The sequence below is a fragment of the Pseudomonas sp. S2_F07 genome, from assembly GCF_054668325.1.
Genome location: NZ_CP162758.1, coordinates 5,781,503 through 5,806,922, shown reverse-complemented (window position 1 = coordinate 5,806,922; position 25,420 = coordinate 5,781,503). Strand labels below are relative to the sequence as shown.

Sequence of the window (25,420 nt, the reverse complement as noted above, 5' to 3'; positions counted from 1 at the left end):
TCCACCATTCAGCGTTGTTCGATTGGTACGAACTTGCGCTGTTCAACGCCGGTGTACTCGGCGCTTGGACGGATGATGCGGTTGTTGGCACGTTGTTCGTACACGTGGGCGGCCCAGCCGGTCAGGCGCGAGCAGACGAAGATCGGTGTGAACAACTTGGTCGGGATGCCCATGAAGTGGTACGCCGAGGCATGGTAGAAGTCGGCGTTCGGGAACAGTTTCTTCTGCTCCCACATGGTCTTGTCGATGGCCTCGGACACCGGGAACAACACCTTGTCGCCCACTTCGTCAGCGAGTTTTTTCGACCAGCCCTTGATCACTTCGTTGCGCGGATCGTTGTCCTTATAGATCGCGTGGCCGAAGCCCATGATCTTGTCCTTGCGCTCGAGCATGCCGAGGGTGCCCTTGATCGCGTCTTCCGGCGACGAGAAGCGCTCGATCATTTCCATCGCCGCTTCGTTGGCGCCGCCGTGCAGCGGACCGCGCAGCGAGCCGATGGCTGCGGTGATGCAAGAGTAAAGATCGGACAGGGTCGATGCGCAAACACGCGCGGTGAAGGTCGACGCGTTGAATTCGTGCTCTGCGTAGAGGATCAGTGAAACGTTCATCACCTTGACGTGCAGTTCACTCGGCTTCTTGCCGTGCAGCAGGTGCAGGAAGTGGCCGCCGATGGACTGCTCGTCGCTCACGCAATCGATGCGCTTGCCTTCGTGGCTGAAGCGATACCAGTAGGTCATGATCGCCGGGAACGCGGCCAGCAGGCGGTCGGTCTTGTCGTGCTGCTCGGAGAAGTTGTTCTCCGGCTCCAGGTTACCCAGGAACGAGCAGCCAGTGCGCATCACGTCCATCGGGTGGGCGTCGGCGGGGATGCGCTCCAGCACTTCCTTGAGCGCCTGCGGCAGGTCACGCAGCTTGCTCAGCTTGGTGATGTAGGCATTCAGTTGTGCCTTGCTCGGCAGTTCGCCGTACAGCAGCAGGTAGGCCACTTCTTCGAACTGTGCGTCAGCCGCCAGTTCACGAACGTCATAACCACGATAGGTCAGACCGGCACCCGACTGGCCCACGGTGGACAGTGCGGTTTGCCCGGCAACCTGGCCACGGAGCCCGGCGCCACTGAGTACTTTTGCTTCGGCCATTTCTGCCTCCAGTTTCTTGAATTTATTAGGGAGTTATTCGACTTACTTCTTCGCGGCGAACAACGCATCGAGCTTCTGCTCGAAGGTGTGGTAGTCGATGCGATCGTAAAGCTCCATGCGGGTCTGCATGGTGTCGATGACATTCGCCTGCGTGCCATCGCGGCGCAGCGCGGTGTAGACGTTTTCCGCGGCCTTGTTCATGGCGCGGAAGGCCGACAGCGGGTACAGCACCAGCGACACGTCGACAGCGGCGAGTTGCTCGGTGGTGTACAGCGGCGTCGCGCCGAATTCGGTGATGTTGGCCAGGATTGGCGCTTTCACGCGGCTGGCGAACAGCTTGTACATGTCCAGTTCGGTGATGGCTTCCGGGAAAATCATGTCGGCGCCGGCTTCGATGCAGGCAGCGGCGCGATCCAGGGCAGATTCCAGGCCTTCCACCGCCAGGGCGTCGGTACGGGCCATGATCACGAAGCTGTCGTCGGTACGGGCATCGACCGCCGCCTTGATGCGATCGACCATTTCCTGCTGGGTCACGATCTCTTTATTAGGACGGTGGCCGCAACGCTTGGCGCCGACCTGGTCCTCGATATGAATCGCCGCCGCGCCGAACTTGATCATCGACTTCACGGTACGGGCCACGTTGAAGGCCGAGGAACCGAAACCGGTGTCCACGTCCACCAACAAAGGCAGGTCGCAGACGTCGGTGATGCGGCGCACGTCGGTCAGTACGTCATCCAGGCCGGTGATGCCCAGGTCCGGCAGGCCGAGGGAGCCGGCAGCCACCCCGCCACCCGACAGGTAGATCGCCTTGAAACCGGCGCGCTTGGCCAGCAGCGCGTGGTTGGCGTTGATCGCGCCGACCACTTGCAATGGATGCTCGCTGGCGACCGCATCGCGGAAACGCTGGCCTGGAGTGCTCTTGTTCAAACTCATGACTCACCTCGTTTGGCTGTCGGGTTGGCGCCGTCCTGGTAATGACGGGCGATGTTGCGTTTGGAGGCGCCGATGTGACGGCGCATCAACAACTCGGCCAGTTCACCGTCACGGTCGGCGATGGCATCGAGAATTCGGTGGTGCTCGGCGAACGCCTGGTGTGGGCGATTGGGCGTGCTGGAAAACTTCATGCGGTACATACGCACCAGTTGATACAGCTCGCCGCAGAGCATTTGCGTCAGGGTGCGGTTACCGCTGCCCTGGATAATCCGGTAGTGGAAGTCGAAATCGCCTTCCTGCTGGTAGTAGCCTCTCCCGGCCTGAAACGCCTCATCGCGCTCGTGGGTTTCCAGGACCCGACGCAGTTCGTCGATTTCTTCGAGACTCATGCGCTCGGCGGCCAGGCGGCAGGCCATGCCTTCCAGGGATTCGCGGATTTCGTATAGCTCAATCAGTTCGGCGTGGTTGAGCGACACCACCCGTGCGCCGACATGCGGCACGCGAACCAGCAGGCGCTGGCCTTCCAGACGGTGGATGGCCTCGCGCAACGGGCCACGGCTGATGCCGTAGGTACGCGCCAGTTCCGGTTCGGAAATTTTGCTGCCCGGCGCGATATCGCCTTTGACGATAGCCGCCTGAATGCGTCGGAAGACGTTCTCGGAAAGCGTCTCCGTATCGTCTTGCGTAGAAACCGGGGGATCGAGTTGATCCAGCATATTGTCGACACCTTGAAAGCCAATGCCGTAAAAACTAACGAATACAGGCGAATCAGTCAAAGGATAAATAGATATTGTCGACAATCTTCTGATAACCGGTTGCACCACAACGAAGCAACCCGTCTATTTATAGCCACCGGCCAGCGCTGGCGCCACCAAACCACCGTGCTAGAATGCCGCCCGCATTTGTTTGTCACATCTGCACTGCCTGTCATAAAACCCTGCCAGGCATACGAGGGAGCTTGCGCAGCGATGCCAGGGCCTTGAATCAAGTCGGACCGCTGCGCACCAGGATTTATGAGACTCAAGCCCTTCCCAAGCTTCCTTTATTTACTTTGCCTGCCCGGCTTCGCAATGGCCGGGGAAAAGACCGTGTATGGCCTCAATGAGTACGCATCGCTCAATGGCATCGACCTGGAAGTGGCGGCCAAACTCGACACCGGGGCGAAAACCGCTTCCCTGAGCGCCCGGGACATCAAACGTTTCAAACGCAATGGCGAATCATGGGTGCGCTTTTACCTGGCCATCGACGCCGCCCATTCGCACCCGATCGAACGCCCGCTGGCCCGTGTCAGCAAGATCAAGCGCCGGGCCGGCGACTACGACCCGGAGGAAGGCAAGAAGTACACCGCCCGCCCGGTGATCGAACTGGATATCTGCATGGGCTCGGCCCTGCGCAGCATCGAAGTGAACCTGACCGACCGCAGCGCTTTCCAATACCCGCTACTGATTGGCTCCGAAGCGCTCAAGCGCTTCGATGCACTGGTCGACCCCAGCCTTAAATATGCTGCCGGCAAACCTGCCTGCACCACCGACGCTCATACCGCCGAGTAATTCAAATGCGCTCTCTTACCCTTCACCTGAAACTGCTGATCGCCATCCTGGTGGTGCTGGGCATTTCAGTTACGGCCTATCAGATCTTCGTGCTGGGCATCCCGGTGACCGAAGACGCCACCGACGACCTGTGGAACATCGACGCCAAGGTCGAGTTCGTCGCCAGCGCCAAGGACCCGGTCAAGATCCAGATGTTCGTGCCTCCGCTGAGCCGCGACTTCGTGAGCCTCAACGAGAGCTTCATCTCCAACAACTACGGCGTGGCGGTGAACCGGGTCGATGGCAACCGCAAGGTCACCTGGTCGGCACGCCGGGCCAAAGGCAACCAGACGCTGTATTACCGCCTGGTGCTGACCAAGCGTTATTCCGGTGAAAAAGCCAAGATCAAAGGCCCGACCTTTCGCGACAGCATGACCATCGAAGGCCCGGAAAAAATCGCCGCCGAAGCCCTGCTCGCACCGATTCGCCAGCACTCGGCCGACGTCGAAACCTTCGTCGGCGAAGCCATCAAGCGCGTCAACAACCCCAACGACGACAACGTGAAACTGCTGCTGGCCGGTGATCCCTCCGCGGCGCACAAGGCAAAAATCGTCGAGTTGCTGCTGTCCATCGCCCACGTGCCAATCGAGAAGGTCCACACCATCCGCCTGGTGGCCGACCAGCCGCAAATGCCGGAACTATGGCTGCGCAGCTTCAACGGCACCGACTGGCTGTACTTCAACCCGGAAACCGGTGAACAGGGCCTGCCGACCGACCGCCTGCTGTGGTGGAGCGGCGACGAAAACCTGATCACCGTCGATGGCGGCAAGAAAGCCAACGTGACCTTCAGCCTGAACAACAGCGAAATGAACGCCATTCGCCTGGCCAAGCTGACCGACGAAAACACCGACGCCAACTTCCTCGAGTACTCGCTGTACGGCCTGCCGCTGCAAACCCAGCAGACCTTCATGATCATGGTGATGATCCCGATCGGCGTGCTGGTGATCCTGATCCTGCGTAACCTGATCGGCATCCAGACCCTGGGCACCTTCACCCCGGTGCTGATAGCCCTGGCCTTCCGCGAAACCCAGCTCGGCTTCGGTATCATGCTGTTTACCATCATCACGGCGCTGGGCCTGTCGCTGCGCTCCTACCTCGAACACCTGAAACTGCAAATGCTGCCCAGGTTGTCGGTGGTGCTGACGTTCGTGGTGGTGCTGATTGCGGCCATCAGCCTGTTCAGCCATAAACTCGGCCTGGAACGCGGCTTGTCGGTGGCGCTGTTCCCGATGGTGATCCTGACCATGACCATCGAACGCCTGTCGATCACCTGGGAAGAACGCGGCGGTGGCCATGCAATGAAAGTGGCGATCGGCACCCTGTTCGCCGCATCCCTGGCGCACCTGATCATGACCGTGCCGGAACTGGTGTACTTCGTGTTCACTTTCCCGGCGATCCTGCTGATCCTGGTGGGCTTCATGCTGGCCATGGGTCGTTATCGCGGTTATCGCCTGACTGAACTGGTGCGTTTCAAGGCCTTCCTGAAAAAGGCTGACGCCTGATGTTCGGCCTCTGGAAGACCTGGAAGGCCCTGGAAGCCCGGGGCATCATGGGGATCAATCGGCGCAACGCAGACTACGTGCTCAAGTACAACAAGCGCAGCCTGTACCCGATCGTCGATGACAAGATCATCACCAAGGAACGCGCCATCGCCGCCGGCATTCATGTGCCGGAACTCTATGGGGTGATTTCCACCGAGAAGGAAATCGACAATCTCGAAGAGATCATCGGCGCACGCAGTGACTTCGTGATCAAGCCGGCCCAGGGCGCTGGCGGTGATGGCATCCTGGTGATCGCCGACCGCTTTGAAGGACGTTATCGCACGGTATCCGGCCGGATCATCAGCCATGAGGAAATCGAGCACCAGGTTTCCAGCATCCTGACCGGCCTGTACTCCCTGGGCGGTCACCGCGACCGGGCGCTGATCGAATACCGGGTGATTCCGGACCAGATCTTCAAGAGCATCAGCTATGAAGGCGTGCCGGACATCCGCATCATTGTGTTGATGGGCTACCCGGTGATGGCCATGTTGCGCCTGCCGACGCGCCAGTCCAACGGCAAGGCCAACCTGCACCAGGGCGCCATCGGTGTCGGCGTGGACCTGGCCACCGGCCTGACCCTGCGCGGCACCTGGCTGAACAACATCATCAACAAACACCCGGACACCACGAACGCAGTAGATGGCGTGCAACTGCCCTACTGGGACGGTTTCATGAAACTCGCCGCTGGCTGCCATGAGTTGTGCGGCCTGGGCTACATCGGTGTCGACATGGTCCTGGACCAGGAAAAAGGCCCGCTGATTCTGGAGCTCAACGCCCGGCCGGGGCTGAATATCCAGATTGCCAATGACTGCGGCCTGACGCTGCGTACGCATGCGGTCGAGGCGCGACTGGAAGACCTGAAGGCCCGTGGCGTGACCGAAACGGTCGAAGAACGCGTGGCGTTTGTGCAGGAGATGTTTGGGCATATTCCCGCGGTCGAAGGCTGATCCCTGTGGCGAGGGAGCAAGCTCCCTCGCCACAGAGTTACATTTCGGCCGTTACCAATATGCCTCTTTCCGACATCCCTCTAGGACCAAATCCTACAGAGGTCTACAATCGCCACCCCGCCTCGATGGCTGACTTCCCCCGCCCATGTTGACCTGCTCCGTACACCCGCTGCCCTATCGCGCCAACCCCGCCGAATATTTCGCGGCGATTCGCCATGCCCCTGGCGCCGTCCTGCTCGACAGTGGCCGCCCCAGCGCCGACCGCGGTCGCTATGACCTGCTCAGCGCCTGGCCACTGGAACAACTGACGGTATCGCCCGACGAAAGTGGCGACGCTTTCCTGCAACGCCTGCGCGATAACCTGACACGCCTGGGCGAAGCCACTCTGCCAGCACCTTACGAGTTGCCGTTTGCCGGTGGATTGATCGGCTACCTGAGTTACGACTTCGGCCGACATCTGGAGCGCCTGCCGAGCCAGGCCCTTGACGACCTGCAACTGCCTGACGCGCGTTTCGGTTTGTACAGCTGGGCATTGATCAGCGATCACCTGTCGCTGACCAGTCAATTGGTGTTCCACCCGACCCTGCCCGACAGCGAGTGTCAGCGCCTGATCGAGCTGTTCAGCCAGCCTGCACCGCAAGAGGTCGCGCCCTTCAAACTGCTCACCCCGATGACTGCCGACTTGAGCGCCGATGAGTATCAACAGGCCATCGAGCGCATCCAGCAGTACATTCAGGCCGGCGACTGTTACCAGGTCAATTTCGCCCAACGGTTTCGCGCACCCTGCCAGGGTGATTCGTGGGCCGCTTACTGCGCGCTGCGCGCTGCTTGCCCGACGCCGTTTTCCGGCTTCCAGAGCTTGCCTGATGGCAATGCCGTACTCAGCCTGTCGCCGGAGCGCTTCGTCAAAATCAGCCAGGGCCACGTGGAAACCCGCCCGATCAAGGGCACTCGCCCGCGGGGCCTGACGCCCGGGCAAGATGCCGCGAACGCCGCCGAATTGCTGGCCAGCCCCAAGGACCGCGCGGAAAACCTGATGATTGTCGATCTGCTGCGCAATGACCTCGGTCGCACCTGCCGCACCGGCTCGGTACGGGTGCCGGAACTGTTCAGCCTGGAAAGCTATCCGAACGTGCATCACCTGGTGAGCAGCGTCACCGGTGAACTGGCGGATGAGCGCGACGCTCTGGACCTGATCGCCGGCAGCTTCCCGGGCGGCTCGATTACCGGCGCGCCAAAGATTCGCGCCATGCAGATCATCGACGAACTGGAGCCGACCCGGCGCGGACTGTATTGCGGTTCGTTGTTGTATCTCGATGTACGCGGCGAGATGGACAGCTCCATCGCCATCCGCAGTTTGCTGGTCAAGGACGGGCAGGTGTGTTGCTGGGGCGGTGGCGGGATTGTCGCGGACTCGGAGTGGCAGGCTGAGTATCAGGAGTCGATCACCAAGGTGAAGGTGTTGCTCGAAACTCTGCAGAACCTCTGAAACCCTACCCCTGTAGGAGCTGTCGAGTGAAACGAGGCTGCGATCTTTCGATTTTTTAAGATCAAGATCAAAAGATCGCAGCCTGCGGCAGCTCCTACAAGCGATTCGAAGCCTTGATGAACTCCTGCTTCAGCGCTTCGAACGTATGCACCGCCGGGAACTGCGGGAACTGTGCAATCACGTTGTCCGGCGCATGGAACAGAATCCCGGCATCGGCCTCGCCCAGCATGGTGGTGTCGTTGTAGGAATCCCCCGCCGCGATAACCCGGTAGTAGAGGCTCTTGAAGGCCAGGACCGACTGACGCTTGGGATCTTTTTGACGCAGTTGATAGTCAGTGACTCGCCCGGTGTCGTCAGTAATCAGGCGATGGCAGAGCAAGGTCGGGAAGCCCAGTTGGCGCATCAGCGGCTGGGAGAACTCATAGAAGGTGTCCGACAGGATCACTACCTGGAAGCGCTCGCGCAGCCAGTCGACGAACTCGATGGCGCCGTCCAGCGGCTTGAGCGTGGCGATCACTTCCTGGATGTCGGAGAGCTTCAGACCGTGCTCGTCGAGAATCCGCAGGCGCTGCTTCATCAGCACGTCGTAGTCGGGAATGTCCCGGGTGGTGGCCCTGAGGGATTCGATCCCGGTTTTTTCGGCGAAGGCGATCCAGATTTCCGGAACCAGCACACCTTCAAGATCCAGACAGGCAATTTCCACAAGACACTCCCATTTGTATTGATTATTGAGTCGAGCGAGCAAAAAGATTGCCGAACTCTAGCGACTCGGGCCTGCCTGCGCAACGCAGAGGATGCCCCGGCCCGCGCAGCTTTTTGTTACCATCGACCCCATATAGAGCGCCCAGCGCCACCGACCTGTAGGAAGCCGCCCTGATGAGCCCAACGTTCGACGTCGTGGAACTCGCCACGACCTATGCCAACAAGTCCGCCCAGGACATTCTGAAACTCGCATTTGCCGAGTTTGGCGATGACCTGTGGATATCTTTCAGCGGCGCCGAGGATGTGGTGCTGGTGGACATGGCCTGGAAGCTGAACAAGAACGTCAAGGTGTTCAGCCTCGACACCGGCCGCCTGCACCCCGAGACCTACCGCTTCATCGATCAGGTGCGCGAGCACTACAAGATCGACATCGAACTGGTGTCGCCGGACTACACGAAACTTGAACCCTTCGTGAAGGAGAAAGGCCTGTTCAGTTTCTACAAGGATGGCCATGGTGAATGCTGCGGCATCCGCAAGATCGAACCGCTGCGCCGCAAGCTGTCCAGCGTGACGGCCTGGGCCACCGGCCAGCGTCGGGATCAGAGCCCCGGTACTCGCAGCGCCGTCGCGGTGATGGAAATCGACACCGCGTTCTCCACACCGGAACGCACCCTGTACAAGTTCAACCCGCTGGCACAAATGACCAGCGAAGAGATCTGGGGCTACATCCGCATGCTGGAACTGCCGTACAACAGCCTGCACGAACGCGGTTTCATCAGCATCGGCTGCGAACCCTGCACCCGCCCGGTACTGCCGAACCAGCATGAGCGCGAAGGCCGCTGGTGGTGGGAAGAAGCGACGCAGAAGGAATGCGGGCTGCATGCGGGGAATATCATCAGCAAGTCAAAAGCCTGATCCCAAGCCTTGTGAAATCCCCCTCTGTGGGAGCCTGCTCGCGATGGCCGCTCCCCGGTTTCAAGACTGGCTCAAACAGCACTAAACCTCTGCCCCAACCCCCGCTCGGCAAACTGCTCAATGACGAACTCGACAAACGCCCGGGTCTTGCCGGGCAGCAGTTTGTGTTCGGCGTAATAGATGGAGGTGTAGCCGTCGTCGATGTACCAGTCCGGCAACACCCGCTGCAACCTGCCCGACTCCAGATAGCCCGCGGCAAACGGCATGCTCACCAGCGCAATGCCCAGACCCTGCGCGGCCGTGGCGCAGGCGGCCTCGGAATCGCTCATGGTCATCCGCGCCTTGAGCGTCAACGGACTGTGTTGCTGATTGCGATGGGTCAACTGCCAGGAGCGCACCCGACCGGTTTGCGGCGAACGAATCAGAATCCCGTCATGGTGCTTGAGGTCATCTGGCTCGCTGATCGCCGCATGTGACTCCAGGTAGTCCTGCGTAGCCACCAACACCCGATGCGCCGGACTCAGTCGGCGTGCAACAACGCCCTGGGGTAATTCGAAGCCACCGCCGATTGCCGCGTCGAAACCCTGCCCGATCAGATCGACCTGGCGATTGTCGAAGTGCCAGTCCGGGTTGATCGCCGGGAATCGTCGCAGAAACTCGCCGAGCATCGGCACAATGTACAGGCAGCCGAATACCGTCCCCATGCTGACTTTCAGGGTGCCCGCCGGCTGCCCTCCGGCGCTGGCGAGATTGGCCACGGCATTCTGGATCGTGTGCAGGCTGCCGCTGACTTCACCAAGAAACAACTGACCGGCTTCCGTCAGGGTCAGGCTGCGAGTACTGCGCTGGAACAATCTGACACCCAGGCGCGCCTCGAGTTTGGCAACGCTCTTGCCCACCGCCGCCGGTGTCAGGCTCAAGCGACGCGCCGCTTCAGCAAAGCTGCCGACCTCGGCACTGCGCACAAAGCATTCGATACTGCTGAAGGTTTCCATAGGCGCCACTATAAACTTTTGGTTTATACAGACTATCGCAATTATGGTCTACACAGCAGGTAATCCTGAATCGATACTAGGCTCCATCAACCGGGACATCTCGCCTCGGGATTTGGAGATCGACATGACTACTCAGAACCTCAGCGGCAAAGTGGCATTGATTCAAGGTGGTTCCCGCGGTATCGGCGCCGCCATCGTCAAGCGCCTGGCCGCTGAAGGCGCGACCGTTGCCTTCACTTATGTCAGTTCCACGGCCAAGGCCGAAGAACTGCAAGACAGCATCACCACCAAAGGCGGCAAGGCCCTGGCCATCAAGGCCGACAGCGCCGACGCCGACGCCATCCGCGGTGCCGTGTCCGCCACGGTAGAAGCCTTCGGTCGCCTGGATATCCTGGTCAACAATGCCGGCGTACTGGCGGTAGCACCACTGGCCGAGTTCAAACTCGAAGACTTCGACCAGACCCTGGCCATCAACGTGCGCAGCGTGTTCATCGCCACCCAGGCCGCCGCCCGGCACATGACCGAGGGTGGTCGCATCATCAACATCGGCAGCACCAACGCCGACCGCATGCCGTTCGCCGGTGGTGGCCCGTACGCCATGAGCAAATCGGCACTGGTCGGCCTGACCAAAGGCCTGGCCCGTGATCTCGGCCCGCAAGGTATCACCATCAATAACGTCCAACCGGGCCCGGTCGACACCGACATGAACCCGGCCGAGGGTGACTTTGCGGAAAGCCTGATCCCGTTGATGGCCGTGGGCCGTTACGGCAAGGCCGAAGAGATTGCCAGCTTCGTCGCCTACCTCGTCAGCCCTGAAGCCGGTTACATCACCGGGGCCAGCCTGACCATCGACGGTGGTTTCGGCGCCTGAAGCGTTAAACGCAAACCCAATGTGGGAGCGGCGGTGCGGCGATCCGACTTGCTCGCGAAAGTGGTGAATCAGACGACATCAATATTGCCTGGCACACCGCCTTCGCGAGCAAGCCCGCTCCCATATTTGCCAGTGTCGACCCGTCTTTTTTTAGCTAGGCCCATTCAAGCGCCGGCAAACCAAATGCATCCGGCACAAACGCCTTCAGCGTACGAAGAATGCCATCGGCATGTGCGTACCTGGCGTCGGCCATTGCCGCATCCGGAATCGCAATCGCCGTCATCCCCGCCGCTTTCGCCGCAGTGACACCAAAGGGCGAATCCTCGAACACCAGGCAATCTTGCGGTGCAACACCCAGGCGCCGCGCCGCCGTCAGGAAAATATCCGGTGCCGGTTTGGCCGCGCCTACCTCGGGGTCATCGGCGGTGACAATGAAGTCGAACAAGGCGAACCAGTCGCGATGCAAGGTAGTTTTCTGGCCAAACGACTGGCTCGAGGAACTGGTGCCCACGGCAATGGGAATATTGTTGGCTTTCAAATGCCGTACCAGCTCCTGTGCGCCGGGCATTGCCTGTGCTGTAGGAAAACGCTCGCGCATCAGCGGCTCGCGGATCACCAGGAACTCTTGCGCCGTGATCGGCAAGTCCAGCGCTTGAACCACATAGCGCGCCAGATCGCCCGCACCCCGGCCAATGATGTTCTGTTTGATGCTCCAGTCGAACGTCCGGCCGTAACGCGCGGCAATGATGGACGTGACTTCGGTGTAGATGCCCTCTGTATCCAGCAACAGACCGTCCATATCGAAAATCACGGCCCTGATCGGGCCGAATGCTTTCAGTGGTGCATTCATCGCATCTGATCCGTTTTCTAAGGCATCCGGGGCAGCTCAGGTACGGCCGATGCCCTATGGATTAAAGGATTCAGCAGCATAGCGAGCGCCGCCGGTCCAGGGCAATGATCAAATCCCGTTCGACGCCCAATGGTCCTCCGCGATTAAGCGAATCGCCCTACAGCAAGCGCCACCTTTCCCGACTTCTTTCCTTGCCGATCCCCCGCAGAGTTTCGCGCTCCACACTCCGCCAAGCGAAAGACAGCAGATGTTCGATCCCCAAGAGGTATTGGCATGCCCCGCCAGCGGCTCCCTGACACTTGGCTCCGGCAGGCATGAACGCCACGAGGACGCCTCCAGACAGGCGAAAAACCCCAACGGCGACAGCGCCGACACCATCGAGCGCACTGCCACCCATAACGGCACAGTGTCGATGGTTACCGGCGAAGGACTGCTGCCCCTGACCGACGGCACCCTCGACGGGATCCTACCCTTCGATTTCACCCGCCTCTACCGCACCAGCGCCGTCGAAATCGACAACGGCCTCGGTTTTGGCTGGAGCAATTCGCTGTCCCAGCACCTGGAACTCCACGGCGAGCAAGTGCTGTGGATCGACCCCGAAAACCGTCGCACGCCGTTTCCACGACCAACGACGGAGCGCCCGGTGATCCACAACAACCTGTCGCGGGCGACGATTTACCTCGGGGGGAAGCCGGACGAACTGATCCTCGCCCTGGCCGGCGACCGCGCGCGGTTCTACCACTTTCATGACGGCCGGCTCAGCGCGATCAGCGACGCCTACGGCAACCGCCTGACGGTGCAACGGGACCGCTGTGACCGGATCCAGCGCCTGGACAACGGCGCCGACCGCGCCTTATTGCTGCGTTACGACCTCAAGCACCTGGTGGCCGTCGACTACCAGGTGCTTCAGCGCGGCGACCCCGAGGTGAACACCTGGCGCACCGAACAGACCCTGGTCAGTTACCGCTACGACGCCCGCCAGCGCTTGATCGAGGCAACCAACGCCGCAGGTGAAAGCGAACGCTATGACTACGACGAACGGCACGTCATCCTGCAACGGCAACTGGCCGGCGGTGCGAGCTTCTTCTGGGCGTGGGAACGCTCCGGCAAAGCAGTCCGCTGCATCCATCATTGGGCCTCGTTTATGCAGATGGAGGCGCGTTACGCCTGGGACGATCAAGGCGGCGTGACGGTGAACAACGCCGACGGCAGCGAAGAGATTTACGTTCATGACGATCGCGCACGGTTGGTGCGCCAGGTCGGGCCCGACGGCGCAGAGCTGCACAAGGCCTACGACGATCAGGGCCACCTGATCGCCGAGCAGGACGCCCTCGGTGCCGTCACCGAATACCAGTATGACGAAGTCGGCCGGTTGGTCGCGCAGCTTGCGCCCGATGAGACGCCCATGTCCTGTGACTATCGCCACGGTTTCCTGCGCACACTCACCCGTGGTCAGGCGACGTGGACCTGTCAGCGCAATGCCCGGGGTGACATCACTGCCGTCTCCGATCCCGACGGGCAGATCACTCGCTATATCTACGACCCGCAGGGGCGCTTGCTGACAATTCGATTCCCCGACCAGAGCGGTCACCGGTTTGTCTGGAACGCCTTGGGGCAACTGTTGGAGGAGATCTTGCCGGACGGTGCCCTGCGATCCTTTTCCTACGATGTGCTGGGCCGGCGGATTACCCGGCAGGACGAACACGGTACCGTCACCGGCTATGAGTCAGACGCCGCGGGACGACTGATCAGGACCACGCTGCCCACCGGTGCCTGCCGAGCCTATCGCTACAACGCCTATGGCCAGGTCACCGCCGAAACCGACGAACTGGGACGGGTAACCCGTTACGAATACGCCGACGACCTGCACTTGGTCAGCCGTCGGATCAATCCCGACGGCAGCGCACTGAAGTACGGCTACGACCATGCGCAACTGTTGCTCACCGAGATCGAAAACGAGGTCGGCGACACCTATCGGCTGGACTACACGCCCGGCGGATTGATCCGACAGGAAACCGGCTTCGATGGCCGTCGTACCGCGTATGCGTATGACGGTAATGGCCGGTTGCTGGAAAAAACCGAGTTCGGCGACGACGGTTCGCAACTCGTCACACAGTACCAACGTGACAGCGCCGGGCGCTTATTGCTAAAGACCCTGCCCGACGGGATCAAGGTCGAGTACCACCACGACAACTGTGGGCGACTGGTTGGCGTCGATGACGGTCAGGACCATCCGCTGGCGTTCGAGTACGACCGCCAGGGCCGGCTGATCACCGAGCATCAGGGTTGGGGCACCCTGCATTACGGCTACGATGCCTGCGGCCGGCTCAAGCGGCTGCGCCTGCCGGACGACTGTGTCCTTGTCTACCACCACGCCAAGGGGGGCGTCCTCACTGCCATCGATCTCAATGGCACGCGCCTGACCAGCCACCGCTTTGTCCGCGGGCGCGAACAGCAACGCCAACAGGGTCTGCTGCTCAGCGATTACGCCTACGACGAGCAGGGCCGCTTGCAGGTCCATACGGTCAGCCAAAAGCAACGACCGCTGTACCACCGCGAGTATTCCTACAGCGCCAAGGGTAATCTGCTGCAGATTGCCGACAGCCGTCAGGGCCAACGCCACTATCAATACGATTCGCTCGACCGCCTGACCGGCGTACGCCACGCCCGCGACCAGTTCGCCGAGAATTTCACCCATGACCCGGCCGGCAACCTGCTGATCCACGGCCGTCCGGGCCCGTTCGTGCTCCAGGGCAACCGCCTGCACCGCCATTGCGACAGCCACTACGTCTACGACGCCTTCGGCAACCTGATCCGTGAACGCCGCGGTATGCCGCCCCAGGTCACCCAATACACCTACGACAGCCAGCACCGCCTGATTGGCGTCAACACCCCGGACGGTAAAAGTGTCAGCTACCGCTACGACGCCTTCGGTCGGCGCATCCGCAAAACCGTCGACGGCCAGACCACGCAACTCTTCTGGCAAGGCGACCAGCTCATCGCCGAAAGCGCTCCCTGGCACTACCGCAGCTACGTTTACGAACCCGGCAGCTTCCGCCCGCTGGCGCTGCTCGACGGCAAGGGCCGGGCAGACGTCCGCCCGTTCTACTACCAACTCGACCATCTCGGCACCCCGCAGGAACTGACCAGCTACGATGGCGCCATCGTCTGGTCGACGAAATACACCGCCCACGGCAAACTCCGCGAAGTGAGCGACGGCGAGCGACTCGAACAACCGCTACGGTTCCAGGGGCAATACTTCGACGCAGAGAGCGGCCTGCACTACAACCGCCATCGCTACTACCATCCCGACATCGGTCGCTATCTGACGCAGGATCCGGTCAAGCTGGCCGGTGGGTTGAACCCCTATCGGTACACCCGGAACCCGACGGGGTGGTTGGATCCACTGGGGCTGGGCGGGAATTGTCCGTGGGCGTACAAGCCAGGATGCTCGGCGCCGTATGAGGAAGGAGGGGTAAAAGTTGATGAGGGAGAGCCTGATGCGCCCTCTCCAGAACGATCAAATAAATACGTGCTTCACGGAGACTCACGGGAGCTCCGGGAAATGTTTTCAACCGGGTTTGAATCCCTCGGACCGACGCCTTAACGAAGCAATCGGCCCCGGGCTGGCTCACTGTCGCCTCGTAATGGCTGGCTCACCCGCGCCATCGTCCCGTTCTTCTGGGTCGGCCTCTATATCATCGTCATCATCGTCGCTCGGAACCTGCTCCACACCTGCATCATCATCGTCCGGCGGTCGTTGGTCGCGGCTCAAGGAGTCGGTAGGCGACGGCAGCGGATACTCCGGTGTTTCATCAACGTCGGGGACTTTCCGATCAGTCTTCATAGCTCACCTCTCGTGTGACCTGAAATGCAGGCCACGACTTGGCGAGGAACGGGCGACGGACGTGTTCGTTCAGCTGGACAACCGGTTAATCAGCCAGCACGGCTCGATCAATCTTCGTCTTCTTCCTCATCGTCAAACTCGATATTTCCCACATCGCCCAAATCATCAGCATCGTTAAGCGGCACCGTCGCATCATCCATCAGCGACCCCGGATCTTCATTGCCGGGATCGTTGATAGACGGCAGTCCGCTCGGGCCCTTTTCTTCCTTGCCTTCGCTTTTCGCAGTCATGGGATGCCTCGCTTAACTAGTGATGCTTTTTGTGGTGCTTGTTCGAGTGTTTATAACCGTTACCGGAATGGGAATGACCGCTGTCACTCCCCAGATCATTGCCGACCGCACCACCGGCTGCACCACCGAGGCCTGCGCCGATGGCCGATCCGGTCGAGCCGCCAAGACTGTTGCCGACCACCGATCCACCCGCCGCGCCCAAACCACCGCCTACCGCCGCTTCGGTGCGACTGCGTTTGGGCGCGGCAATCGCACTGCCGGCCGCTCCGCCGACACCTGCACCAATCGCTGCACCCGTACTGCCGCCCACCTGGCCACCGACAACGTTGCCCAACACCCCACCAAGACCACCGCCTACCGCGGCATCTCCATTACCTCCCGCCAGCGCCACCTGAGAGACCAGCAATCCAAAAACAATCGCAGGCACCATCAATAGCCGAGCATTCAGGCTTCCGTTTTTTTTGCCGTTGGTTTCCGGGTTCATGGCACGCCTCGCATTCTTCCAGGGTATGGAAGATTTGAGTTGCTGCTGCGAGAAACGTTCATAAAAGAAAAAGCCCGGCATCAAGCCGGGCTCTTTTCAAATCCGTATCAGGATCAGTGGCGCTTGTGACCATTGGCCAGGTTGCTGCCTACGCCGCCGCCCAATGCACCGCCCAGGCCTGCACCGATGGTGGCACCGGACTTGCCGCCAAGGCTATTGCCGATCACCGAACCACCGGCCGCGCCGACACCGCCACCGATGGCAGCGCTGGTGCGATGGCCTTTTTTGGCGGCAACTGCGCTGCCCGCCGCACCAGCGACACCCGCACCAATCGCAGCGCCAGTGCTGCCGCCCATCTTCTGGCCGACCACATTACCCAATGCGCCGCCCAAGCCGCCGCCCAGCGCGGCAGTGCCGTCGCCAGCCATTGCACCTTGAGCAACCAGAAGCCCCAGAACCAGAGCGGGCAGTGTTAAACGCATGACATAAACCTCAAAAAATAGGGGTATACAAAAAGGGGGGCGAGATTGAATGCTTTTGCGCGGATAAAGTCCAGCACGCCGGTCCAACTTCGCGATTGGCGACGGTTGGACAGCGTTTACCGAAAAGGTTTTATCGCGGACAAAAAAAAGCCCGCTGGGGAAACGGGCCAGGTGTTGCTTTCTAACGGATGAGTCGAGATTAAGGAGGGCACTGTGAAAAGTTTGTGAAAAATCACCCCCTTCAAAAAAATGTCATAAAACTTTTCAGGCATGAAAAACCCCGCTCTTTGACGGGGTCTGCCTCACGCTCGATTACTTCCGGACCGGTGCTGTCACCTTGGGTAAAAATTTGCCCTTCAGTACCCGGCACGCCCTGGTCTTGATTTTGTCGATCTCAGTCTGGTCCTCGCCGAAACTGGCCACATACTGGGTCTGACCACACCGCACGGAGTTGTTGATCGGAAATTCTGCGCCATCGTCCTCGATATATGGATCAGCCATCTCTTCACCCCTTTCAAAACGCGCGATCGACACCGGCAAGCCCTTTGCCTGAAAGAATATCAATCGCCAAGGTGTTTCAGACTAGTCGGTCACTAACGGACCTGCCGTTCTGATTTTCCCGTGACCGACGAATGGCTTCTGACCTTTCACCGCAACTTGACCGCCGTCCCGGTCACAAACACCACGACCATCCCGCCCTTGCCGGCCGGCATGCTGATCTCGTAATCAAGCCCGACCACCGCGTCCGCCTGAAGCGCCTGCGCCCGTTCCTTGATCTCATCGGTGGCCTGAATGCGTGCTTCCTTCAACGCTCGCTCCAGTGTCTGGGAGCGCCCGCCGAAAAAGTCACGCATCCCGGCAAACACGTCACGGACAACGTTGATCCCTTGCACCGACTCGGCGCTGACAATGTCCAGGTAGGCGGTAATTTGCCGGCCTTCGATGGCGTGGGTCGTGGTGATGATCATTGATGCTCCTTCCTGTTCAGATATTCAGCCAACGCATCAAACGCCGGCAAGGTAACGGGATCGTTGGCCGAGTTGCTGGCCACCGGGTGGGATGCGTAGCGGACGATGACCCCTCTCGGCCTTCGGGTCGACATAGATGCGCTGTCCATGGAAACCACGCGCCATGAACGCCCCGCCCTCCTCTGAACTTTCAGTTGGATTTCGCCGGTACATCGCTGAAGTCATAGATGCCCTTAAAAAGATTCACGTGGATTCTGGAACAGGTATCCGGGTTTTTTCGGATGTAGACAACGTCATTTTCCACTGGCCCGCAGGTCGTGACCTTGGACGCGTCAGCGAGAACCGCATACCGGATTAAAGGATCAACTTGTGATGAAGCGAGCATGCCGGCTCCCATCAGGGTCCCGATGAAGAAGATCTTCAGCCCTGGAACGCGTTCTTCGGCAGACGCGCCAATCGGCACACCAAACAACGCCTTCATCTGCCAACAGACGAGCATGCAAATGCTGATCAACAGCAGTGAAATGGGTACAGATAAAATGACACCACCGATTGTCGAGGCGTACCTGATATTTTCGACTTCAATTCCAGTGGTAGCGTTGATGGTTTTCTCCGCTACGATTTTACAAATGTAAAAAACGATTGCTGTGTAGGCCAGGGAGCTTGGCCATTTCTTTGCAAAAGCACTGATATTCTTGCGGTTGCAAAAAGCAAAATACCCACCACATGAAAATACAGTCGTAAAAATTAAAGCCGTCAGAGTCTCGTGCTCGAGAAACTGCGCAAGCCACACCGCAAAAATCAACACGGCAGCCTTGATCATGCTCTTTATTTCAATGCTCATTCTTGCGCAAAACCCTATTCAAAAACTGTGTCATGCATAGGAAGCAGCATATCGAGGCGCCCTCGCTCTGGCTGTAGGAGAGCTCCGTGAGTTGCGAAGGACCTTACGCTTGCTTCGTTTTGGCTTGGATATCGGCGCGATGATGTATTTGGGGCCGGATTGCGGAGTAGATGGGGCATACGAACGGGAACATGATCCGGCAGCATTTCCCTATCGCTCTTTTTCAGACGCCAAAAACCACAAACCCCCGACTTTCTCCAGGAAAGTCGGGGGTTTGTGTTTACAGAATTTGGCGGTGAAGGAGAGATTCGAACTCTCGATACAGTTTCCTGTATACACACTTTCCAGGCGTGCTCCTTAAGCCACTCGGACACTTCACCGTATCTCTTCAAACAAGTTCTGTCTGTCGAGGCGCGCTAATGTAGTCGAAAGCATTTCCGATGGCAAACATTTTTTTCAGAATTTTCATGCGGTTAACGCGATTCAGCGTTTCCGGTCGTTCCGGGCCATGGCAAACCGGCCAATCTCCGGCTTCGTGCCCTCTTCTATATAGACGGGAATGCGCAGCAGGCACGGCGGGCTACGCCTGGCGGGCGGGCAAAGGGTGACTGGCGGGTCAGTCACGGCGCTTTACCTGGCCTGCGGCGGTGGGTAACGTCTGCCCAACTTTATTGAAAGGAATAGCGTCATGAGTGAGTTGATTTCCTACCATCTCGAAGACGGTATCGCGACCCTGACCCTGAGCAATGGCAAGGTCAATGCCATCTCCCCGGATGTGATTGCCGAGTTCAACGCTGCGCTGGATCGGGCCGTGACCGATCGTGCGGTGGTGATCATTACCGGCCAGCCGGGCATTCTCTCTGGCGGCTATGACCTGAAGGTGATGACGGCCGGCCCCGAGGAAGCCGTGGCACTGGTGACCGCCGGCTCGACCCTGGCCCGCCGCCTGCTGTCGCACCCCTTCCCGGTGATCGTAGCGTGCCCGGGGCATGCGGTGGCCAAGGGCGCGTTCCTGCTGTTGTCGGCCGACTATCGCATCGGCGTAGAAGGCGCGTTCAGCATTGGCCTGAACGAAGTGCAGATTGGCATGACCATGCACCACGCGGGCATCGAGATTGCCCGTGACCGCCTGAACAAAGTGGCGTTGCAGCGCTCGGTGGTCAACGGCGAGATGTTCAATCCACAAGGCGCCGTGGCGGCCGGTTTCCTTGATGTCGTGGTTTCGCCTGAAGAACTGCAAGGCGCGGCATTGGCGGCGGCTCGTCAGTTGAAGAAGATCAACATGACTGCGCACAAGAACACCAAACTGAAAGTGCGCAAAGCGCTTCTGGAGGCCCTGGACAACGCGATCATCCAGGACCAGGAACATTTGGGTTAAGCCCGGATCTGCTGCAACGAAAAGCCCGACCGTCGTGTCGGGCTTTTTCATACATATCCGTGTTAAACGTCTGTAAACGCTCTAGACCGCATCTGACCAAATAGTCGGAAACATCAGCTCAAACATCGGCCACCTCCCACTTCCCTGGGAGCAATTGCCGAATACAGTGCACATCCGTACACTGCGCCACCTTTTGTCCCGGTGGGGCCTGTAGATGCTGTTTTTGTTCCGTATGTCATTGATGGGCCTGCACTTTATCGTGGCGGGCGTGCTGGGAGTGATTCTCGGCCTGTGTCGACCATTCAATCCGGATAACAGCCGCCTGTGCGCACGCCTGTACGCATGGCCGGCCATGTGTATTTTGCGTTTGCGGGTGAAGGCCGAAGTCGGGCCGTTGATGGATAAACCCGACAGTTGCGTGATCATCGCCAATCACCAGTCCAACTATGACCTGTTTGTGTTCGGCAACGTGGTGCCGCGCCGTACCGTGTGCATCGGCAAAAAGAGCCTGAAGTGGGTACCGTTGTTCGGGCAGTTGTTCTGGCTGGCCGGCAATGTACTGATCGACCGTGGCAATGCGCACAAGGCGCGCCAGTCGATGCTGACCACCACCCACACCCTGCAAAACAAAGACACCTCGATCTGGGTTTTCCCGGAAGGCACGCGCAACCTGGGTGAGGACTTGCTGCCCTTCAAGAAAGGCGCCTTTCAGATGGCCATTGCCGCCGGGGTGCCGATTGTCCCGGTGTGTGTCAGCAGTTACGTCAAACACATGCAATTGAACCGCTGGCGCAGCGGGAAAATCCTGATTCGCTCGTTGCCGGCGATCCCCACCGCCGGTTTGAGCCTGGACGACATGCCCCTGCTGATCGCCCAGTGCCGCGAGCAGATGCGTGAATGCATCGAATCGATGGACCGGCAACTGCAAGCCGCCTGAAAAACAAAACCCGCCTGGTGCGGGTTTTCTTTTGCCTGCGCATCTTTGCCCAGAACTCGGCAGATTTAACTGACTCTCAAACACTGCGAGGCTAAGCTGATCCACACTGCCATTGCATTTGCTGCCAATTGAAAGCTGCCATAAGAAGTGAACCACCATCATGGGTAGAGTTGTTGCTGCTGCGGTTTATAGCGCCGGTAAGAGAGTCACCAATATCACCCTTGACGAAGGCGCCGCCTGGGCGGCAAAGCCCGGGCATTTTGTCTGGATCGGCCTTGAGGAGCCGAACGCCGAGGAACTCTACAACCTGCAACGCCAGTTCAACCTGCACGAACTGGCGATTGAAGACGCCCTGGAAAAACACAGCCGACCGAAACTGGAAACCTTCGGCGATGCGCTGTTCATCGTGACGTATTCGCCCATCCGGGATGAAGGCAAACTCAAGTTCATCGAGACGCATATCTTTGCCGGCAATGGCTACATCATTACTGCGCGCAACGGTCACTCGGCATCCTACGCCCATGTCCGTCAACGCTGTGAGGCGCGTCCGCTATTGCTTGAGCACGGGGAAGATTTCGTACTCTATGCCATCCTCGATTTCGTGATCGAAAACTACCAGCCGATGGGCGAAGCCATTCACGCGGAGATCGATGAGCTGGAAGGCAATGTGTTGTGCGGCTCGCTGAATGACTACGACATCCAGAGGCTGCATGGCCTGCGCCGTGATGTGTTGCGCTTGCGTCGTTATGTGGCCCCGATGATCGAGATAGGAGAGGAACTTCAGAGACTGAGCTTCCCGTTCATCGACAAGAACATGCGCCCGTATTTTCGCGATGTGCAGATTCATGTAACGCGGCAAATGGAAGACCTGACGACGCTGGCGGATATTGCCAGCCAGACGATTGAAATCGGGGTACTGCTGGAAGCCTCGCGCCAGAGCGTGGTGCAACGCAAGTTTGCGGCCTGGGCGGCGATCCTGGCCTTCCCGACGGCGGTGGCGGGGATCTACGGGATGAACTTCCAGAACATGCCGGAGTTGACCTGGCACTACGGGTATTTCGGGGTGCTGGGGTTTATTACGGTGGGTTGTCTGGGGTTGTGGGCGAGTTTCAAGAAATCGGGGTGGCTGTAGGGCTGTGTGTCTACATTGAAAACCGGGGGACCCATTCGCGAGCAAGCCCGCTCCCACATTGGATCTCTGCAACACCAAAGAACCACTGTGGGAGCGGGCTTGCTCGCGAAGCTTTTAGCTTTTATACCGCTTTGGCTGCTGGCTTGTGCGCGACAAACCGCATCATCCACTCGGCAACCGTGGTGCCATGGTGTTCCTGTTCCAGGCTCGCGATACCTTTGGAATAGACCTGCTCACCCAGTGCCTGCTGGCGAATTTCAAGCAGGGCGCGGGAGTAGTCGTGGATGAACTCCGGATGCCCCTGGAAGCACAGCACCTGGTCGTTGATGTGGTAGGCAGCAAACGGGCAGAAATCGCTGGAAGCGATGACCGTGGCGTTCTCCGGCAACGACGTGACCTGGTCCTGGTGGCTGATCAGCAGCGTCAGCTCTTCGCGCACAGGGCTCATCCATGGCGCCTTGGCGGCCAACTTGTAGTTGTGGGTACCGACGCCCCAGCCTTGGGTCGCACGCTCGCTCTTGCCGCCGAGCAGCAACGCCAGCAACTGGTGACCGAAGCAGACGCCCAGCAACTTGTCGCCGCGCTCGTAGCGGGTCAGCAGATATTTCTTGAGGGTTTCGATCCACGGATCGGTGCCGAAGGAGTCGGCCTTGCTGCCCGTCACCAGGTAGGCGTCGAACGTCAGGTCGTCGCTTGGGTATTCACCCTGCACCACGTTGTAGACGGTGAACTCGGCGGCAATCGGTTGCTGCGAAAACAGGTGTTTGAACATCTGCCCGTAGCCCTGATATTGGTCAACCAATTCCGGACGCAGGTGGTCGGTTTCCAGAATGCAGATGCGTAACGACATAAAAAATACCTGACACGTGATGGGAATAATGCACACCCCAGAGCCTGCCTTGAAACGCTGTGACAAGGCAAGCCCAGAAATGCATCATCTCCCCCTTAGAACGCCTCCCCTTTGGCAGCCTTCTCCAGCAGCAAGGCGGGTGGCGCGAACCGCTCGCCATACTGCGTGGCCAGATACTGGGCGCGGGCCACAAAGTCCTGCACGCCGTACTGGTTGATGAACTGCAGCGCACCGCCGGTCCAGGCGGCGAAACCGATGCCGAAGATCGAGCCAACGTTGGCATCCGCCGTCGAGGTCAACACCCCCTCCTCCACACAGCGCACGGTTTCGATGGCTTGCACGAACAGCAGGCGATCACGCACGTCCTTGGGCGAAATCTGCCCGTCGGCTTTCTCGAAGCGGGTTTTCAATTCAGGCCACAGGTGTTTCTGGCCGCCCGCCGGATACTCGTAGAAACCTCCGCCGCCAGCCTTGCCCGGACGCTTGAATTCATTGAGCAGCAAGTCAATCACGGAAAATGCCGGGTGTTCTGTCAGCGGTTTGCCTTCTGCTTGCAGGTCCTTGGCGGTTTGCAGGCGGATATGGTTCATCAGGCTGAGGGACACTTCGTCAGAGATCGCCAGCGGCCCTACCGGCATGCCGGCCTTGCGCGCTTCAGTCTCGATCATCGCCGCGCTCACGCCCTCGCCCAGCATGGCGATGCCTTCATTGGTGAAGGTGCCGAACACCCTTGAGGTGAAGAAACCGCGGCTGTCGTTGACCACAATCGGGGTTTTCCTGATTTGCAGGACGTAATCGAAGCCGCGTGCCAGGGTTTCGTCGCTGGTATTGGCGCCCTTGATGATTTCCACCAGCGGCATTTTTTCCACGGGGCTGAAAAAATGCAGGCCGATAAACTTGCTCTGGTCGGGCACGGCACACGCCAGGCCGCTGATCGGCAAGGTCGAGGTATTGGAGGCGATCACCGCGTCCGCGCCGACGACCTTCTGCGCGGCCAACGAGACCTTGGCTTTCAAATCTCGATCCTCGAACACGGCCTCGATGATCAGGTCGCAACCGGCCAGGTCGGCATCGCTTTCGCTGGTTTGAATGCGTGATAGAACGGTGTCGCGTTGCTCGATGCTCATTTGTCCGCGAGCGACCTTCTTGTCCAGCAGCGCCGCCGAATGCGCCTTGCCCTTCTCAGCCGCCGCGAGGCTGATGTCCTTGAGTACCACCTCGATTCCCGCCGATGCACTGACAAACGCGATACCGGCGCCCATCATCCCGGCACCGAGCACGCCGACCTTGCGGGTGACATAAGGCGCAAAACCTTGAGGTCGCGAGCCGCCAGCATTGATTTCGTTGAGCTGGAACCAGAATGTGCCGATCAGGTTCTTCGAGACCTGGCCGGTGGTCAGTTCGGTGAAGTAGCGGGTTTCGATCAGGTGCGCCGTATCGAAATCCACCTGGGCGCCCTCGACCGCCGCGCAGAGGATTTTCTCTGGCGCGGGCATCGTGCCCTGGGTTTTGCTGCGCAGGATCGAGGGTGCAATCGCCAGCATCTGGGCGACTTTCGGGTTTGACGGTGTGCCGCCCGGAATCTGGTAGCCCTTCACGTCCCAGCGCTGCACTGCCGCCGGATTGGCCAGAATCCATTCCCGCGCCTTGGCCAACAGGTCTTCGTGATCGCTTGCCAGCGCATCGATCAACCCCGCCTGCAATGCCTGTTGTGGCCGCACCTTCTTGCCTTCCAGCAGATAAGGCAGGGCTTTTTCCAGGCCGAGCATGCGCACCATGCGCACCACGCCTCCGCCGCCCGGCAGCAGACCGAGGGTGACTTCCGGCAGGCCGAGTTGCACCGACGGGTTGTCCAGCGCCACACGGTGATGACAGGCCAGGCAGATTTCCCAGCCGCCGCCCAATGCAGCGCCATTGATCGCGGCGACCACGGGCTTGCCTAGGGTTTCCAGGGCGCGCAACTGGCCCTTGAGGTTCAGCACCATGTCGTAGAAGGCCTTGGCCTGGGGTTTGCCGACCTTGATCAGTTCGTTGAGGTCGCCGCCAGCGAAAAACGTCTTCTTGGCCGAGGTGATGATCACACCGGCGATGCTGTCTTTGTCGGCCACCAGGCGCGCAACGCAGTCCGCCATGGCCTCGCGGTACACCGCGTTCATGGTATTGGCGCTCTGGCCCGGCATGTCGATGGTCAGGACGACGATCTGGTCCTGGCCTTTTTCGTAACGAATAGCTTCGTTCAT

The 25,420-nt window shown here is 59.7% G+C and carries 25 protein-coding genes, 1 tRNA gene and 1 pseudogene; 10 read left to right on the top strand and 17 right to left on the bottom strand.

Annotation, left to right across the window (positions count from 1 at the left end; genetic code table 11):
* Positions 1 to 8: 8 nt before the first annotated feature.
* Genes prpC through AB4O40_RS26435 form a run of 3 tightly spaced genes read right to left on the bottom strand, consistent with a single transcriptional unit; the run spans position 9 to position 2,785 of the window.
* Positions 9 to 1,136, bottom strand: a complete 1,128-nt coding sequence (prpC, locus tag AB4O40_RS26445; RefSeq protein WP_046042905.1) for a bifunctional 2-methylcitrate synthase/citrate synthase — start codon at positions 1,134 to 1,136, stop codon at positions 9 to 11.
* Between the two features lie 42 nt (positions 1,137 to 1,178).
* Positions 1,179 to 2,069, bottom strand: coding sequence for a methylisocitrate lyase (gene prpB / locus AB4O40_RS26440; RefSeq protein ID WP_007971535.1), 891 nt, complete (start codon positions 2,067 to 2,069; stop codon positions 1,179 to 1,181).
* Positions 2,066 to 2,785, bottom strand: coding sequence for a GntR family transcriptional regulator (locus AB4O40_RS26435; protein ID WP_056721891.1), 720 nt, complete (start codon positions 2,783 to 2,785; stop codon positions 2,066 to 2,068). The genes prpB and AB4O40_RS26435 overlap by 4 nt, the downstream gene beginning before the upstream one ends.
* Positions 2,786 to 3,082: 297 nt before the next feature.
* Between AB4O40_RS26435 and rloA the strand changes: the two genes are divergently transcribed.
* The 4 genes from rloA (at position 3,083) to pabB (ending at position 7,635) form a co-directional block, all read left to right on the top strand.
* Positions 3,083 to 3,619 carry a retropepsin-like aspartic peptidase RloA gene (gene rloA / locus AB4O40_RS26430; RefSeq protein ID WP_056721890.1) on the top strand — a complete coding sequence of 179 codons (537 nt, stop codon included), beginning with the start codon at positions 3,083 to 3,085 and terminating at the stop codon, positions 3,617 to 3,619.
* A gap of 5 nt (positions 3,620 to 3,624) precedes the next feature.
* On the top strand, positions 3,625 to 5,160 hold the full coding sequence (gene rloB / locus AB4O40_RS26425; protein WP_056721888.1) for an osmotic stress tolerance membrane protein RloB: 1,536 nt from the start codon (positions 3,625 to 3,627) through the stop codon (positions 5,158 to 5,160).
* The gene (locus AB4O40_RS26420; RefSeq protein ID WP_056721886.1) at positions 5,160 to 6,146 is read left to right on the top strand and encodes an alpha-L-glutamate ligase-like protein; all 987 of its coding nucleotides are present in this window, start codon (positions 5,160 to 5,162) and stop codon (positions 6,144 to 6,146) included. Before rloB ends, AB4O40_RS26420 begins: the two co-directional genes overlap by 1 nt.
* Before the next feature lie 145 nt (positions 6,147 to 6,291).
* On the top strand, positions 6,292 to 7,635 hold the full coding sequence (pabB, locus tag AB4O40_RS26415) for an aminodeoxychorismate synthase component I (protein ID WP_409078458.1): 1,344 nt from the start codon (positions 6,292 to 6,294) through the stop codon (positions 7,633 to 7,635).
* Between the two features lie 94 nt (positions 7,636 to 7,729).
* Here pabB and thrH read toward each other — a convergent pair whose 3' ends face one another.
* Positions 7,730 to 8,338 carry a bifunctional phosphoserine phosphatase/homoserine phosphotransferase ThrH gene (gene thrH, locus AB4O40_RS26410; protein WP_056721882.1) on the bottom strand — a complete coding sequence of 203 codons (609 nt, stop codon included), beginning with the start codon at positions 8,336 to 8,338 and terminating at the stop codon, positions 7,730 to 7,732.
* A gap of 173 nt (positions 8,339 to 8,511) precedes the next feature.
* Between thrH and AB4O40_RS26405 the strand changes: the two genes are divergently transcribed.
* Positions 8,512 to 9,252 (top strand): phosphoadenylyl-sulfate reductase, encoded by a 741-nt coding sequence (locus AB4O40_RS26405; protein WP_056721880.1) that lies wholly within the window; start codon positions 8,512 to 8,514, stop codon positions 9,250 to 9,252.
* Between the two features lie 71 nt (positions 9,253 to 9,323).
* Here the strand turns inward: AB4O40_RS26405 and AB4O40_RS26400 are convergent, their stop codons facing one another.
* Entirely contained in the window at positions 9,324 to 10,247 is a 924-nt protein-coding gene (locus AB4O40_RS26400; RefSeq protein ID WP_056721879.1) for a LysR family transcriptional regulator, read from the bottom strand.
* 124 nt (positions 10,248 to 10,371) lie between these two features.
* On the opposite strand from AB4O40_RS26400, the gene AB4O40_RS26395 reads away from it, so the two are divergent.
* Positions 10,372 to 11,118 carry a 3-oxoacyl-ACP reductase family protein gene (locus tag AB4O40_RS26395; protein WP_056721876.1) on the top strand — a complete coding sequence of 249 codons (747 nt, stop codon included), beginning with the start codon at positions 10,372 to 10,374 and terminating at the stop codon, positions 11,116 to 11,118.
* 154 nt (positions 11,119 to 11,272) lie between these two features.
* On the opposite strand, the gene AB4O40_RS26390 is transcribed toward AB4O40_RS26395, so the two are convergent.
* Complete coding sequence (locus AB4O40_RS26390; protein ID WP_056721875.1) at positions 11,273 to 11,968, bottom strand: HAD-IA family hydrolase; 696 nt, start codon at positions 11,966 to 11,968, stop codon at positions 11,273 to 11,275.
* A 247-nt stretch (positions 11,969 to 12,215) separates the two neighbouring features.
* Here AB4O40_RS26390 and AB4O40_RS26385 point away from each other — a divergent pair, with 247 nt between their 5' ends.
* Positions 12,216 to 15,575 carry an RHS repeat-associated core domain-containing protein gene (locus tag AB4O40_RS26385; protein ID WP_460160115.1) on the top strand — a complete coding sequence of 1,120 codons (3,360 nt, stop codon included), beginning with the start codon at positions 12,216 to 12,218 and terminating at the stop codon, positions 15,573 to 15,575.
* A 24-nt stretch (positions 15,576 to 15,599) separates the two neighbouring features.
* Here AB4O40_RS26385 and AB4O40_RS26380 read toward each other — a convergent pair whose 3' ends face one another.
* The 9 genes and pseudogenes from AB4O40_RS26380 to AB4O40_RS26340 all read right to left on the bottom strand — a co-directional run bounded on the left by AB4O40_RS26380 (position 15,600) and on the right by AB4O40_RS26340 (position 19,263).
* Positions 15,600 to 15,815, bottom strand: a complete 216-nt coding sequence (locus AB4O40_RS26380; RefSeq protein WP_223542328.1) for a hypothetical protein — start codon at positions 15,813 to 15,815, stop codon at positions 15,600 to 15,602.
* A gap of 107 nt (positions 15,816 to 15,922) precedes the next feature.
* Positions 15,923 to 16,105, bottom strand: coding sequence for a hypothetical protein (locus AB4O40_RS26375; RefSeq protein WP_056721871.1), 183 nt, complete (start codon positions 16,103 to 16,105; stop codon positions 15,923 to 15,925).
* A gap of 16 nt (positions 16,106 to 16,121) precedes the next feature.
* Positions 16,122 to 16,589, bottom strand: coding sequence for a YMGG-like glycine zipper-containing protein (locus AB4O40_RS26370; protein ID WP_082562897.1), 468 nt, complete (start codon positions 16,587 to 16,589; stop codon positions 16,122 to 16,124).
* 113 nt (positions 16,590 to 16,702) lie between these two features.
* On the bottom strand, positions 16,703 to 17,071 hold the full coding sequence (locus AB4O40_RS26365) for a hypothetical protein (protein WP_007988063.1): 369 nt from the start codon (positions 17,069 to 17,071) through the stop codon (positions 16,703 to 16,705).
* Between the two features lie 312 nt (positions 17,072 to 17,383).
* Positions 17,384 to 17,572: a hypothetical protein gene (locus AB4O40_RS26360; protein ID WP_056722301.1), complete on the bottom strand. Its 189-nt coding sequence runs from the start codon at positions 17,570 to 17,572 to the stop codon at positions 17,384 to 17,386.
* A gap of 146 nt (positions 17,573 to 17,718) precedes the next feature.
* A complete protein-coding gene (locus tag AB4O40_RS26355; RefSeq protein ID WP_056721868.1) occupies positions 17,719 to 18,039 on the bottom strand; it encodes a YbjQ family protein in 321 nt (106 codons plus the stop codon).
* A pseudogene (locus AB4O40_RS26350) lies at positions 18,036 to 18,213 on the bottom strand (6-aminohexanoate hydrolase); the annotation flags it as partial. The gene AB4O40_RS26355 and the pseudogene AB4O40_RS26350, both read right to left, overlap by 4 nt.
* Positions 18,214 to 18,229: 16 nt before the next feature.
* Complete coding sequence (locus AB4O40_RS26345) at positions 18,230 to 18,883, bottom strand: hypothetical protein (RefSeq protein ID WP_156385704.1); 654 nt, start codon at positions 18,881 to 18,883, stop codon at positions 18,230 to 18,232.
* A 290-nt stretch (positions 18,884 to 19,173) separates the two neighbouring features.
* Positions 19,174 to 19,263 (bottom strand) — tRNA-Ser (locus tag AB4O40_RS26340).
* 308 nt (positions 19,264 to 19,571) lie between these two features.
* On the opposite strand from AB4O40_RS26340, the gene AB4O40_RS26335 reads away from it, so the two are divergent.
* The 3 genes from AB4O40_RS26335 to AB4O40_RS26325 all read left to right on the top strand — a co-directional run bounded on the left by AB4O40_RS26335 (position 19,572) and on the right by AB4O40_RS26325 (position 22,330).
* Positions 19,572 to 20,261, top strand: a complete 690-nt coding sequence (locus AB4O40_RS26335; protein WP_460057329.1) for a crotonase/enoyl-CoA hydratase family protein — start codon at positions 19,572 to 19,574, stop codon at positions 20,259 to 20,261.
* A gap of 214 nt (positions 20,262 to 20,475) precedes the next feature.
* Positions 20,476 to 21,198: a lysophospholipid acyltransferase family protein gene (locus AB4O40_RS26330; RefSeq protein WP_056721863.1), complete on the top strand. Its 723-nt coding sequence runs from the start codon at positions 20,476 to 20,478 to the stop codon at positions 21,196 to 21,198.
* 160 nt (positions 21,199 to 21,358) lie between these two features.
* Entirely contained in the window at positions 21,359 to 22,330 is a 972-nt protein-coding gene (locus tag AB4O40_RS26325) for a magnesium and cobalt transport protein CorA (RefSeq protein ID WP_056721861.1), read from the top strand.
* Positions 22,331 to 22,451: 121 nt separating this feature from the next.
* Here the strand turns inward: AB4O40_RS26325 and AB4O40_RS26320 are convergent, their stop codons facing one another.
* Both AB4O40_RS26320 and AB4O40_RS26315 read right to left on the bottom strand, forming a co-directional pair.
* Complete coding sequence (locus AB4O40_RS26320; RefSeq protein ID WP_056721859.1) at positions 22,452 to 23,180, bottom strand: amidotransferase; 729 nt, start codon at positions 23,178 to 23,180, stop codon at positions 22,452 to 22,454.
* A 95-nt stretch (positions 23,181 to 23,275) separates the two neighbouring features.
* Positions 23,276 to 25,420, bottom strand: a complete 2,145-nt coding sequence (locus tag AB4O40_RS26315; protein ID WP_056721857.1) for a 3-hydroxyacyl-CoA dehydrogenase NAD-binding domain-containing protein — start codon at positions 25,418 to 25,420, stop codon at positions 23,276 to 23,278.